General features: G+C 61.5%; 12 protein-coding genes. 6 read left to right on the top strand and 6 right to left on the bottom strand.

Annotation, left to right across the window (positions count from 1 at the left end; genetic code table 11):
• Positions 1-38: 38 nt before the first annotated feature.
• The 3 genes from R1W01_RS07965 to R1W01_RS07955 all read right to left on the bottom strand — a co-directional run bounded on the left by R1W01_RS07965 (position 39) and on the right by R1W01_RS07955 (position 3,696).
• Complete coding sequence (locus R1W01_RS07965) at positions 39-767, bottom strand: metallophosphoesterase family protein (RefSeq protein WP_243611704.1); 729 nt, start codon at positions 765-767, stop codon at positions 39-41.
• 91 nt (positions 768-858) lie between these two features.
• Complete coding sequence (gene serA, locus R1W01_RS07960; protein ID WP_297754484.1) at positions 859-2,454, bottom strand: phosphoglycerate dehydrogenase; 1,596 nt, start codon at positions 2,452-2,454, stop codon at positions 859-861.
• 96 nt (positions 2,455-2,550) lie between these two features.
• Positions 2,551-3,696 carry a phosphoserine transaminase gene (locus tag R1W01_RS07955; protein ID WP_243611702.1) on the bottom strand — a complete coding sequence of 382 codons (1,146 nt, stop codon included), beginning with the start codon at positions 3,694-3,696 and terminating at the stop codon, positions 2,551-2,553.
• Between the two features lie 234 nt (positions 3,697-3,930).
• Between R1W01_RS07955 and serB the strand changes: the two genes are divergently transcribed.
• Complete coding sequence (serB, locus tag R1W01_RS07950) at positions 3,931-4,806, top strand: phosphoserine phosphatase SerB (RefSeq protein WP_297754487.1); 876 nt, start codon at positions 3,931-3,933, stop codon at positions 4,804-4,806.
• Between the two features lie 150 nt (positions 4,807-4,956).
• On the opposite strand, the gene R1W01_RS07945 is transcribed toward serB, so the two are convergent.
• Positions 4,957-5,961 carry an asparaginase gene (locus R1W01_RS07945; protein WP_297754490.1) on the bottom strand — a complete coding sequence of 335 codons (1,005 nt, stop codon included), beginning with the start codon at positions 5,959-5,961 and terminating at the stop codon, positions 4,957-4,959.
• Positions 5,962-6,127: 166 nt separating this feature from the next.
• Between R1W01_RS07945 and R1W01_RS07940 the strand changes: the two genes are divergently transcribed.
• From R1W01_RS07940 to R1W01_RS07925, 4 genes are all read left to right on the top strand, one after another.
• Complete coding sequence (locus R1W01_RS07940) at positions 6,128-6,667, top strand: invasion associated locus B family protein (RefSeq protein ID WP_243611699.1); 540 nt, start codon at positions 6,128-6,130, stop codon at positions 6,665-6,667.
• A gap of 103 nt (positions 6,668-6,770) precedes the next feature.
• On the top strand, positions 6,771-7,418 hold the full coding sequence (locus R1W01_RS07935; RefSeq protein WP_297754493.1) for a Hint domain-containing protein: 648 nt from the start codon (positions 6,771-6,773) through the stop codon (positions 7,416-7,418).
• 85 nt (positions 7,419-7,503) lie between these two features.
• Entirely contained in the window at positions 7,504-8,691 is a 1,188-nt protein-coding gene (gene rlmN / locus R1W01_RS07930) for a 23S rRNA (adenine(2503)-C(2))-methyltransferase RlmN (RefSeq protein WP_297754496.1), read from the top strand.
• Positions 8,692-8,995: 304 nt separating this feature from the next.
• Positions 8,996-9,205: a hypothetical protein gene (locus tag R1W01_RS07925; protein WP_243611696.1), complete on the top strand. Its 210-nt coding sequence runs from the start codon at positions 8,996-8,998 to the stop codon at positions 9,203-9,205.
• A 44-nt stretch (positions 9,206-9,249) separates the two neighbouring features.
• Here R1W01_RS07925 and R1W01_RS07920 read toward each other — a convergent pair whose 3' ends face one another.
• The gene (locus R1W01_RS07920) at positions 9,250-10,092 is read right to left on the bottom strand and encodes a TIGR00730 family Rossman fold protein (protein WP_243611695.1); all 843 of its coding nucleotides are present in this window, start codon (positions 10,090-10,092) and stop codon (positions 9,250-9,252) included.
• A 171-nt stretch (positions 10,093-10,263) separates the two neighbouring features.
• Between R1W01_RS07920 and dapD the strand changes: the two genes are divergently transcribed.
• The gene (gene dapD / locus R1W01_RS07915) at positions 10,264-11,091 is read left to right on the top strand and encodes a 2,3,4,5-tetrahydropyridine-2,6-dicarboxylate N-succinyltransferase (RefSeq protein WP_297754501.1); all 828 of its coding nucleotides are present in this window, start codon (positions 10,264-10,266) and stop codon (positions 11,089-11,091) included.
• Positions 11,092-11,154: 63 nt separating this feature from the next.
• Here the strand turns inward: dapD and R1W01_RS07910 are convergent, their stop codons facing one another.
• A complete protein-coding gene (locus R1W01_RS07910; RefSeq protein ID WP_317275184.1) occupies positions 11,155-12,249 on the bottom strand; it encodes a transporter substrate-binding domain-containing protein in 1,095 nt (364 codons plus the stop codon).
• Positions 12,250-12,259: the final 10 nt, after the last annotated feature.

The raw sequence follows: 12,259 nt of genomic DNA, 5'->3' as shown, positions 1-12,259 counted from the left end.
TCGCAAAGCCGCGTTGGACGTAACGGAATCCCGCGCGATCAGGGCCGAAGGGCGCGCCGTCCGGTCTCTTCCAGAACATGCACCTGATCGCCTTCGAAAACCGCCGCCGTGATCGGCCGTCCATATCCTGCGCCGGAATCGAGGTTCACCCGGTTGCCTTCATGCACCGGAGCCTTCTGCGGCGTGTGTCCATGCACGACAAGCCACGGATGCGGCGCGCGATAGTCGAGGAATTCCTGCCGGATCCAGCAGAGATCATCTTCGCTCTGATCCTCAAGGGCGACCTCGGGGCGAATGCCCGCGTGGACGAAAAGAAGATTCCCGACGAGACGATAGGCCGGAAGTGCGGCCATGAAATCCACATGCGCCTGCGGGATCACCTCCCGCGCCTCGGCGTGGACCTGAAAATAGCGTGACGAGTCGTCCGTCTCGATCCCGTAAGAGGCCAGCGTGCTGCGCCCACCGATCCTCTCGCTGAACCAATCCATCCCAAGCAGGACAAAGGGATCGGGCCGGGGTAATTCCTCCATGAAACAGGAATACATCCGGTCGTGGTTGCCGCGTAGCACGGTCCAGTTGCGCCCCTCGGCCACGCCCGTCTGCAATAGGTCAATCACCCCGGCGCTCTCCGGCCCGCGATCCACGAGGTCGCCAAGAAAGACGATCTCGGCATCGCGCCCGCCGTCCGCCTCGATCCGCGCAAGCGCATCTTCGAGCATGGTTTTCTGTCCGTGAATATCGCCAATGGCGTAGAGGGGCGCGGTCATGCAAACGGTCCTTGTCCTGTTCTCTCCTGCCTAAACGCAAAACGCCGCCCCGGACAGGGGCGGCGCAGAATTTCACGAAGTTGTCGCGTGATTACTCGACGTCGAACTGAAGCGCTTTCACCTGACCGAACATGCCGGTCTGGCAGAGCTTGTCGAGGGTCGCAGACGCCACCGGCGCGTCCACGTAGAGAAGCGCGATGGCTTCGCCGCCGACATCGGCACGACCAAGGGTAAAGTTCGCGATGTTGACGCCGTTCTCGCCAAGGGTCTGACCAAGGGTGCCGATAATGCCTGGCACGTCTTCGTTGGTGGTATAGACCATGTTGGCGCCGATCTCGGCGTCGATGTTGATGCCCTTGATCTGGATAAAGCGCGGCTTGCCATCCGAGAACACGGTGCCCGCGATGGAACGCTCGCGTTTGTCGGTCACAACAGTGACCTTGATATAGCCATCAAACGCGCCCGACTTGTCCTGGTTCGTGGTCGAAATCTTGATGCCACGCTCTTTGGCGACAACCGGGGCCGACACCATGTTCACGTCCGGGTTGGCCTTTTTCATGATCCCCGCCACGACCGAGCAGTTCAGCGCCTCGAGGTTCATCTCGGAGACCACACCGTCATAGAGGATGTTGATCGCCTTGATCGGCTCGTCGGTCATCTGGCCCGAGAAGGCGCCAAGGTGATCGGCAAGCTTGATCCACGGGCCCATGATCTTGGCTTCTTCCGCGGTCACGCTCGGCATGTTGAGCGCGTTTTCCACGGCGCCGGTCAGGAGGTAGTTCGCCATCTGATCCGCGACCTGAAGCGCCACGTTCTCCTGTGCCTCGGTGGTCGCCGCGCCGAGGTGCGGAGTGCAGACCACGTTGGGCAGGTTGAAGAGCGGGTTCTCCTTGGCCGGTTCTTCCGAGAACACGTCAAAGGCTGCGCCCGCGACATGACCCGACTTAAGCATCTCTGCCAGCGCCGCTTCGTCCACGAGACCGCCGCGCGCACAGTTGATGATCCGCACGCCTTTCTTGGTTTTCTCGAGGTTCTCTTTCGAGAGGATATTGCGGGTCGTATCGGTCAGCGGCACGTGCAGCGTGATGAAATCCGCACGGCTCAGAAGCTCGTCAAGCTCGACCTTCTCGACGCCCATCTTGTCGGCCTTCTCCTGACCCAGGAAGGGGTCATACGCGATGACCTTCATCTTGAGACCGCGTGCACGGTCGCAGACGATACCGCCGATATTGCCCGCACCGATGACGCCAAGGGTCTTGTTGGTAAGCTCAACACCCATAAATTTCGACTTCTCCCACTTGCCCGCATGGGTCGAGGCGGAGGCTTCGGGGATCTGGCGGGCCACGGCGAACATCATCGCGATGGCGTGCTCGGCGGTGGTAATCATGTTGCCGAAGGGGGTGTTCATGACGATCACACCCTTTTTCGACGCCGCTTCCTTATCAACGTTGTCGGTGCCGATCCCGGCGCGACCGACGACCTTGAGGTTCGTGGCAGCTTCGAGGATCGTCGGCGTGACCTTGGTCGCGGAGCGGATCGCAAGACCGTCATACTGGCCGATCACCTCGGCGAGCTTGTCCTTGTCCTTGCCAAGGTCGGGCATGAAATCGACGTCGATGCCGCGATCGCGGAAGATCTGCACGGCGGTTTCGCTGAGTTTGTCGGATACGAGAACTTTGGGAGCCATGTGTTTGGTCCTTTGATTGGGTCGGGGTGCCGGGCAAATGCCCGGACTACGATGTTGGAATAGATGACGGAGGCCGGGCTTTGGCCCGGCACTCGCTTACGCTTGCGCTTCGATTTCGGCCTCAAAGGCCCATTCGAGCCAGGGCAGCATCGCCGCCACGTCGGAGGTCTCGACCGTGCCGCCACACCAGATCCGTAGACCCGGAGGCGCATCGCGATACGCGCCGATATCAAGCGCGATATCTTCCGCCTCGAGGCGCTTGGCCACGGCCTTGGCAAAGGCGGCACCGTCCTTGATGCGCGCGTCGGTGAACTTGAGGCAGACCGAGGTGTTCGACATCGTTGCCGGATCATGGGCAAGGAAATCGACCCAATCATGCATCTCGACGAAGTCGGCCACGGCCTTGGTATTGGCATTGGCCCGCGCGATCAGCCCTTCAAGGCCGCCCTCGGAACGCGCCCAATCAAGCGCGAAGAGGTAATCCTCAACCGCGAGCATCGAAGGCGTGTTGATCGTCGCGCCGGTAAAGATCCCGTCGATGAGCTTGCCGCCCTTAGTCAGGCGGAAAATCTTCGGAAGCGGCCATGCAGGCGTGTAGCTCTCAAGGCGTTCAACCGCCCGGGGGCTCAGGATAAGCATCCCGTGCGCCGCTTCGCCGCCAAGCACTTTCTGCCAGGAGAAGGTCGTCACATCGAGCTTGTCCCAGGGCAGGTCCATGGCAAACGCCGCCGAGGTCGCGTCACAGATGGTCAGGCCTTCGCGGTCCGCCGGAATCCAATCGCCGTTCGGCACCCGCACGCCCGAGGTCGTGCCGTTCCAAGTAAAGACAACGTCATTGGCGAAATCGACCGAGGCAAGATCAACGATCTCGCCGTAATCGGCGGTTTTCACCACGGCGTCGAGCTTGAGCTGTTTGTTCACATCGGTGACCCAGCCCGAGCCAAAGGATTCCCAGGCCAGCATCTCGACGCCACGCGCGCCGAGGAGGCTCCACATCGCCATCTCGACAGCGCCAGTATCCGACGCCGGCACGATGCCGATCTTGTAATCCGCAGGAATGCCGAGAATCTCGCGTGTGCCTTCAATCGCGGCCTTGAGCTTGTCCTTGCCAACAGCGGCACGGTGCGAGCGACCAAGAGCGGCATCGGCGAGTTTATCGAGCGTGAATGTGGGGGGTTTGGCGCAGGGGCCAGAGGAAAAACGCGGATTTGCCGGCCGCGTTGCCGGTTGATGCATAGCCATAAGTGCTACCCTTCCAGATAAGCGCCCCTCGTTGGGGAGGGGTGTCCCACGGACCGACTTAGGGCCAATGCTGCGCCCGCACAACAGGAAAATGCACGCAAGGCGACTGTTCGCGCTCAAAAAGCGACGCGCCCTGACGCCTATCGGAAACTTCGCCGCCGCGACACGTGAACGGCTGGCCTTGCTCGCAACCCTTTGCTAAGGCCCAAGGCGACTCATTCACGGGAGACCCCCATGTTCATCGCCACGCTTCTGACCGCCCCCTCCACCCCGTCGCTCGACCCGGCCTTGGTCGACTCGCTGCGCAATGCCTGGGGCGGCGGCGAGGCGACATGGCTCGCCCCGGACGAAGCCGCCGAATTCCCGCTCGAGACCTTGCCCGCGAACCAATGGGAGGTTTGGGCTGAACTTCAGGGCATGGGTGTCGACCTCATCGTTCTGCCCGCCGAGGGACGCCGCAAGAAGATGCTCCTCGCGGATATGGATTCCACGATGATCCAACAGGAATGCATCGACGAGCTGGCCGATGAGGTCGGCGTGGGCGATTTCGTCAAGGACATCACCGCCCGCGCCATGAATGGGGAACTGGACTTCGAAGGCGCGCTGATCGAACGGGTCGGCCTGCTCAAAGGTCTGGACGAAGCAGTCATTGGCAAGGTGCTCGACACCCGCATTACCTTCATGCCCGGCGGCAAGGCGCTTTTGGCGACGATGAAAGCCAATGGTGCCTACGCCGCGCTGGTCTCTGGCGGCTTCACCGCCTTTACCGCGCGGGTCGCAGACACCCTTGGCTTTGACGAGAACCGCGCCAATACGCTTTTGACCGCGGATGGCAAACTCTCCGGCGATGTCGGACGCCCGATCTTAGGACGCGAAGCCAAGGTGCAGGCCCTCAAGGACATCACCGCGCGCCTCGGCCTTGCCCACGCCGATGTGATGGCGGTCGGCGATGGAGCGAACGATCTCGGCATGCTCGGCCTCGCGGGCGCGGGCGTTGCGCTTCATGCGAAACCCTCCGTCGCTGCCGAATGCGATATCCGCATCAACCACGGTGACCTTACCGCACTCCTCTATATCCAAGGCTACGCGAAACCCGATTTCGCTGCCTGATCTCTTCCTCTTGCCGGAAATATCCCGGGGGTTTGGGGGCTGGCCCCCAATCGAAAGTTGGGTTTGGGGGCTGGCCCCCAATTGAGATGGGGGTCTGGGGGCCGCGCCCCCAGCTATGCCCAACGCTTTGCGATGCGGCTTTGCCGCGTCTCAAAGAGGCGGGAGCACCCCCTCCACAGGGCGCATCCGCCCGGTCACCAGCCCGTCCCAGTTCTTGATCGTGCCGTCGATGTATTTCCGTGCCACCGGATGCGCCGGGTCGAGCGCCCCGTGCCGCACCAAAAGCGCCGCCGTGATACATTCCGCCCCGCGCGACGCGCCATCGGCGATCTTGACCGCGATGCCGAGCTTCTTTTCCGGGATGATGGCGACGAAATACCCCTCGGCCCCGGTCTTGACCGCCACCTTGTGATCCATCGCGCGCATCAATTCGGTACAGGCCCGGCCCTCGCCCGCGACAAGCTCGGGATAGGCCGCCATTGCTTCGCGCAGGCGCACCGCCGCCGCTTGCCGCCTGTCGCCATCTGGGTTGGCGGCGGCAAAGAAGGCCATCGCCCGCGCCATGCCATGCATCGTCGCGGCAAAGTTCGGCGCGGAACATCCATCGACGCCATAGCCGGGGCTATCTTCCTCTGTGACCTCCTCGAAGGCCGCCTTGACCGCTTTCTGCACCGGATGGTCGAGCGCGACATACTCGGGCCCCGCCTTGAGATGCTTTGTGAGCGTCAGAAACCCGGAGTGCTTGCCCGAGCAGTTGTTGTGATAGCGGCAGACCGGTTTGCCCTCACGGATCAACTCATCGCGCGCTTCGAGGTCGCGCGGCTCTTGCGGGCCACAGCAGAAATCCGCGTCGCTGAACCCGAGGTCGGCAAGCCATGCGGTGACACGTTCGGAATGAATCGCCGCGCCGTTATGCGAGGCACAGGCGAGCGCGAGTTGCTCTCGTGTGAGACCCACTGCATCCGCCGCGCCGCTCTCGATCAGCGGTAGGGCCTGAAGCATCTTCGAGGACGACCGAGGCAGGACCACTGCCTCAGGATCGCCCCAGGCCTCGACGATCTCCCCGCCCGCATTACAGACCACCGCATGACCGGCATGAACGCTCTCGAGGAACGGACCGCGCCAGATTTCGACCAAGGGAACCGCTCCCGCCATGCCAAACCCCTCTGTTTCAGGCAAATTTGTGCCGACAGGTCTTTTCCCTGCCGCCCAAATCAGGCTAATGTGACTTGATCGAGAAGAAAATATCCCGCAGCACATACCGAAAACAAATTCGGACCGTGGGACGACAGAGGCAAGAACAGCTTGGAGGCTGTGAATTATGGGATCACGTATCGTGAACGCGTGTATGAAGGCTGGCATCACTGCCGCATTCGCGCTGACCGCAGGCATCGCATCGGCGCAACAAAGCAGCGACAATCAGGTCAACGCCGTCACCGACTGGAGCGTTTTCGTTGAGAACGAGCCCAAAGAATGCTGGGCCGTCTCAACCGCCAAGGAAACCGTCAACACCAAGGAAGGTCGTGTCGTCGCGGTGCGCCGTTCGGACATCCTGATGATGGTCGTCTTTCGCCCGAGCGTGAATGTCTCCGGGCAGGTCGGGTTTACCGGGGGCTATCCCTTCGCCAAGGGCTCGACCGTGAACCTTGACGTCGATGGCACCGATTTCGAACTCTTTACCGAAGGCGAATGGGCCTGGCCCGCCTCGACCGCCGAGGACGCCAAGATCGTGACCGCGATGAAACGCGGCGCCAAGGCCGTTCTGACCGCCCGCTCGTCGCGCGGCACCAAGACCGTCGATACCTTCTCGCTTCTCGGCTTCACCGCATCGGTCGAAGACGCCGAGAAACGCTGCAAGTAAGAGACCACCGCGACGCCCGGAAACACGGGCGCGCACCCTATATGCCACCGCGGGGGACATCGGCCACCAAAGGCCGGGCGAACCGCCAACGGGAGGCAGAGCAGTGCAGGACCCGGCGACCCTCGCCGCCAGACAGGACTCGGACTCCGTTTCTTTGACGGGGCTTCAGGCCGTATTGAATGGCACCCTTATCGCAACCCAACGCGGCGAAATCGCCGTTGAAGCCCTGCGCCCCGGCGACAAGGTTGTGTCGCGGGATCGTGGCCTTGTGCCGCTGCGCTGGCGTGGGGAAGTCACCGCAGAGACCCGCCTGTCGCCTGAAGATACCCCGACCCTCATCCCGCGCCACGCGCTTGGGCGGAATCTGCCGGTGCGCGATCTCTATCTCGCCCCGGATCAGCGCATTTGGCTCCGTGGCACTGAGTTCCGTGATCTCTTTGCGAGCCACGAGGTGCTTGTTCCGGCGCGCGCGCTTGCCGGGTGGAGCGGCATCACGCAAGTGACCTACCTGCCGGAGCCGAGCTATACCGTGCTCCTTTTCGATCAACCCGAGATCATCATCGCCGATGGGCTTCAGATCGAAAGCCGCCGCCCAGAGAGCGCGATTTCCGGTCTGACCTGCACCGGCCGAGACGCGATGTTTTCGCTCTTTCCCGATCTCGAACGCCTTGCGGGGCGCGGCGCACCGGCCCGGCGCGCCCTAAGTGAAAGCGAGACAGGCACGGCGCTTTCCCGGCAAAAGCGCGCCTGACACTGGCGGCAAGATTAGGAATCTTTGCATTTGCCTGTTAATGGTGTATGCACCGCGCCTGATTTCCTGAGACCCGAGAGACCCTATGACCACCCGCGCCCCCGTCACGCAGGACGTAATGACCATTCCGCGCAAACTGCCGGAGAGCGATAAGGTAAACCTTGTCGGGCTCACCCGCGACCAAATGCGCGACGCGCTTATCGAGGCAGGCACGCCCGAGAAGCAGGCCAAGATGCGTACCGGGCAAATCTGGCAATGGATTTACCAATGGGGCGTGCGCGACTTTGCCGAGATGACCAACCTCGCCAAACCCTATCGCGCCATGCTCGAAGAGAAGTTCTCGATCGAGATCCCCGAGGTGGTGAGCAAACAGGTCTCGACCGATGGCACCCGCAAATATCTTGTGCGAATTGCGGGCGGACACGAGGTCGAGGTGGTCTATATCCCCGAAGAGGATCGCGGCACGCTCTGCATTTCCTCACAGGTCGGCTGCACCCTGACCTGTTCCTTCTGCCACACTGGCACGCAGAAACTCGTCCGGAACCTGACAGCGGGCGAGATTGTCGGCCAGATCATGATGGCCCGAGACGATCTTGGCGAATGGCCCGAGCGCGGCGCGCCGAAAGATGAGACGCGGCTTCTGTCCAATATCGTGCTCATGGGCATGGGCGAGCCGCTTTATAACTTTGAGAACGTGCGCGACGCGATGAAGATCGCGATGGACCCCGAGGGGATTTCGCTTTCGCGCCGCCGGATCACGCTGTCGACCTCGGGCGTCGTGCCGGAGATCGCGCGCACGGCGGAGGAGATCGGCTGTCTCCTCGCGATTTCTTTCCATGCGACAACCGACGATGTGCGCGATGTGCTTGTGCCGATCAACAAGCGTTGGAACATCGAGACGCTTCTCGAGGCGCTCGCGGCCTATCCCAAGGCATCGAACTCGGAGCGGATCACCTTTGAATACGTGATGCTCGACGGGGTGAATGATACGGACGAGGACGCGCATCGCCTCATCGACCATATCAAGCGGCACAATATCCCGGCCAAGATCAATCTGATCCCGTTCAACGAATGGCCCGGGTCGCCCTACAAGCGATCCTCGAACAACCGTATCCGCGCGTTCGCCAATATCGTGTACCAAGCGGGCTATGCCTCGCCGATCCGCAAGACGCGCGGCGATGACATCATGGCAGCCTGTGGCCAGCTCAAATCCGCGACCGAGCGCGCGCGCAAATCACGCAAGCAGATCGAGGCAGAAGCCGGTCTTAAATAGAGCGCCTAAGGCGCACAGGGATTGCGCGCCCTGAAGGGCGCGCGGATGCGAGGCTCTGCCTCGCGCTCCGAGGTATTTCCACCAAGAAGAAGACGAATGCGCCCTGGGCCCCAAATGGACCTCAGGGCGGCTTCTCCTTGGGCGGTCATCGGCTCCTCAGCCTGTACCGCCTGCCCATTGCGCTGCAAAAAAGTTAAGGGGGCGTTGCCTGCCTCAAACTTTCCCCATTTCCGGTGAATTTCCGCCCCGATGAACAATCAGTTTCCTCATCGTGAACAATAAAGATCCCGAGGAGGATTGAACGATGGCACGAGCAGATATCGGTGGCGCAATGATCGAGACGCCCATTCTTGACCTGATTACCCGCGAACGCGCCAAGGCGCTTTCACCGCGGGAATGGAAATTCCGCCTTGCAGGCTATGGCTATGCGATCAAGGACGTGAAGGGTGCGCAGGTTGTCACCAAACTTCCGCAAGGCGTTGAGCTTGGCGTTCTGCCTGCGCACATCCATTAAAGCGGTCCGCCAAGAATCTGAGACACAGGTTTCGGCGTGACGCTTTAGCGCCCCGGGATATCCCCGCGCCGCGTTGCCTCACCCCAGTTGAGGATGATGTCGACCGCTTCCTGTGCCGTATCGACATAGCGGAACAAGCTAAGGTCTTCCTCGCTGATGGTGCCGGCATCGGCGAGCGCTTCGAAGTTGATGATCGACTTCCAGAATTCCCGCCCGAAAAGCAGGATCGGCACTTGTTTCATGCGCCCGGTCTGGATCAGGGTGAGGCTCTCGAAGAGTTCGTCCATCGTCCCGAACCCGCCCGGAAAGATCGCCAGCGCCTCGGCGCGCATGAGGAAGTGCATCTTGCGAATGGCGAAATAGTGGAAGTTAAAGCAGAGGTCGGGCGTCACGTAGGGGTTGGGCGCCTGTTCATGCGGCAGAACGATGTTGAGGCCGATCGAGACACCGCCAGCATCTGCCGCCCCGCGGTTTCCCGCCTCCATCACACCGGGCCCACCGCCCGTCACGATCACATGTTCCCGCGCGCTGTTCTCGCCGCCATTGAGGGTCATCAGGCGGGCGAACTCGCGGGCTTCGTCGTAGTAGCGCGACAACCCGGCCAGCGTCTTGGTCCGGGCCTCATCTTTCTTGGACGGCTCGGGGATACGGGCGCCACCGAAGAGGACGATGGTCGATTCGATGCCGTATTCCTGCATGAGCAATTCAGGCTTCAGCAGCTCAAGCTGCAGCCGCACCGGACGCAATTCGTCCCGGCAGAGGAAATCGAAATCGTCATAGGCCAGCCGATAGGAAGGTGAGCGCGATTGCGGCGTCTCGGGGACGTGGCTCGCGCGGCTGCGGTCGTGATGGGCATCGGAGAGGGGATGCTTGCGGTCCTTGGACATTGGGAAACCCTTACGTTCACATTCCCCCAAGCCCTACCGCGTCCGGCGCAACAACGCCAGTGACAGGGCTGTTACGTCTTTTGCAGCGCTGATAGGTCGTTTTGGCAGGGTGACGGCAGGGGCGCTTGCCGTTATGAAGTCTCGAATCCTTAACAGTGGAGCGAAAAGAACATGTCGAATGCCCAACTGGAACAAGCCATCGAATCCGCATGGGACGTGCGCGATACCATCACGCCGTCGACCGGCGGCGAGACACGCGAAGCGATCGAGGCAACGTTGAACGCGCTCGATTCGGGCAAACTGCGGGTGGCGGAGAAGCTCGAGAGCGGCGATTGGCACGTGAACCAATGGGCCAAGAAGGCCGTGCTCCTTGGTTTCCGTCTCAAAGACATGGAACAGCAAGACGGCGGGCCGCAGGGCGGCCACTGGTGGGACAAGGTTGATTCCAAATTCAAAGGCTGGGGTGACGGCGAATGGAAAGACGCGGGCTTTCGCGCCGTGCCGAACTGCATCGTGCGCAAATCGGCCTATATCGCACCGGGCGTTGTGCTAATGCCGTCTTTCGTGAACCTCGGCGCCTATGTCGATGAAGGCACGATGGTCGACACCTGGGCGACCGTGGGCTCCTGTGCCCAGATCGGCAAGAACGTGCACCTTTCTGGCGGCGTTGGGATTGGCGGCGTGCTCGAGCCGATGCAGGCCGGTCCGACGATCATCGAAGACAACTGCTTTATCGGGGCGCGCTCCGAGGTGGTCGAAGGCTGTATCGTGCGCGAAGGCTCGGTCCTTGGCATGGGTGTCTTCATCGGCCAGTCGACCAAGATCGTCGACCGCGAGACCGGCGAAGTCATGTATGGCGAAGTTCCGGCAGGATCGGTTGTCGTTGCGGGCTCGATGCCGTCGAAGAACGGTGTGAACCTCTACTGTGCCGTGATCGTCAAGCGCGTCGACGCCAAGACCCGCTCCAAGACCTCTATTAACGAGCTTCTGCGCGACTAATCTGCGCGATACGAGACACATGAAAGGCGCCGCCCTCCGGGGATGGCGCCTTTTTCTTTGGGATCATTCCGATCGAAAGCTTTCGCCGAACCACTTGTCGACAAGGGCGCCATAGGTGCCGTCCTCGCGCATGGCGAGTAGGGCGCGGTCAATGTCTTCGCGCAACGGGCTGCCCGATGGCAGGGCGATACCGTAGTTCTCGGGGCGATACACACGGTCGATGAGGCGCGCTTGTCCGGCAAGTTTCTCGTTCAGATGGAAGGCAAGGATCGGCCCATCGAACACCGCCGCATCCGCCGCACCGCTTTCAAAGGCCGCAAGCATTTCATCCGGGCTCGCGTAGCCCGCAAAGGCGATATCGCGCTTGGCAAGGTAATCCGCGCTCGTCGATCCCGCGACGGTCGCCACGCTACGCGCATCGAGATCATTGATGGAATCGACGTTCTCCTGAAGCGCTTCGACGGTGACGGCGGCGGTGATCGTCGCGACGAAGATCGAAACGATAAACAGGCTCGCAATCACGAGCATCACCGCAAAGACCCGACCGACACGCGACATCGGCATGCGCTCTTCAAAGCCGCCGTTGACGACAAGGTTCAGCGCCCACCAGAAAGACGGGAACATCGCATCCCCAAGCGGGCGGTCGAAATAGGGCTGTCGGCCACGCTCGAACACCCACATGAGCATCCCGCCTCCGAACAAGAGGCCCAGCGCCGCCAGACCCATCATCAGGATGTCACCGCTCAGAACACCGCGAAGACGCATGAACATGCTGTCCTCTTTTGGCAGCAGGATTTGCAGCCCGCTTTCAAAGATCGGCTGGCTGAAATCCATCTCGCGTTCGCGGTCGGCGGTGATCGAGATATTGGCAATCGCGCCGTCGACATCGCCCTGCCGTACTGCGTCAAGCATATCGGCAAACTTGTCCTTCGGCACGAAGCGTAGCTTGCGATCAAGCCGGAGGGCGATTCCCTGCATGAGGTCGATGCTAAACCCTTGCGGCGTCGCCCCCTCGAGGGATGCAAATGGCGGGCGGTCCACCGTCGCAAAGACGAGCGTATCCTGCGCTGTAAGAGGTGTCGGCAGGATCCACGTCCCGCCCAGAAGGGCCAGAAACACAAACGCCCATGCGCGGACGCGATTCAAGAATTCGTGCAAAGCCCAATGC

Source organism: Shimia sp. FJ5 (assembly GCF_032918335.1).
GTDB lineage: Bacteria > Pseudomonadota > Alphaproteobacteria > Rhodobacterales > Rhodobacteraceae > Shimia > Shimia aestuarii_A.
The sequence above is the reverse complement of the archived record's forward strand: the minus strand, read 5'-3'. Positions and strand labels throughout refer to the sequence as shown.

Coding starts and splice junctions, on each gene's coding strand:
- R1W01_RS07965 (WP_243611704.1), bottom strand. CDS start 767: ATGACCGCGCCCCTCTACGCCATTGGCGATATTCACGGACAGAAAACC.
- dapD (WP_297754501.1), top strand. CDS start 10,264: ATGTCGAATGCCCAACTGGAACAAGCCATCGAATCCGCATGGGACGTG.
- R1W01_RS07920 (WP_243611695.1), bottom strand. CDS start 10,092: ATGTCCAAGGACCGCAAGCATCCCCTCTCCGATGCCCATCACGACCGC.
- rlmN (WP_297754496.1), top strand. CDS start 7,504: ATGACCACCCGCGCCCCCGTCACGCAGGACGTAATGACCATTCCGCGC.
- R1W01_RS07945 (WP_297754490.1), bottom strand. CDS start 5,961: ATGGCGGGAGCGGTTCCCTTGGTCGAAATCTGGCGCGGTCCGTTCCTC.
- R1W01_RS07940 (WP_243611699.1), top strand. CDS start 6,128: ATGGGATCACGTATCGTGAACGCGTGTATGAAGGCTGGCATCACTGCC.
- serA (WP_297754484.1), bottom strand. CDS start 2,454: ATGGCTCCCAAAGTTCTCGTATCCGACAAACTCAGCGAAACCGCCGTG.
- R1W01_RS07925 (WP_243611696.1), top strand. CDS start 8,996: ATGGCACGAGCAGATATCGGTGGCGCAATGATCGAGACGCCCATTCTT.
- serB (WP_297754487.1), top strand. CDS start 3,931: ATGTTCATCGCCACGCTTCTGACCGCCCCCTCCACCCCGTCGCTCGAC.
- R1W01_RS07955 (WP_243611702.1), bottom strand. CDS start 3,696: ATGGCTATGCATCAACCGGCAACGCGGCCGGCAAATCCGCGTTTTTCC.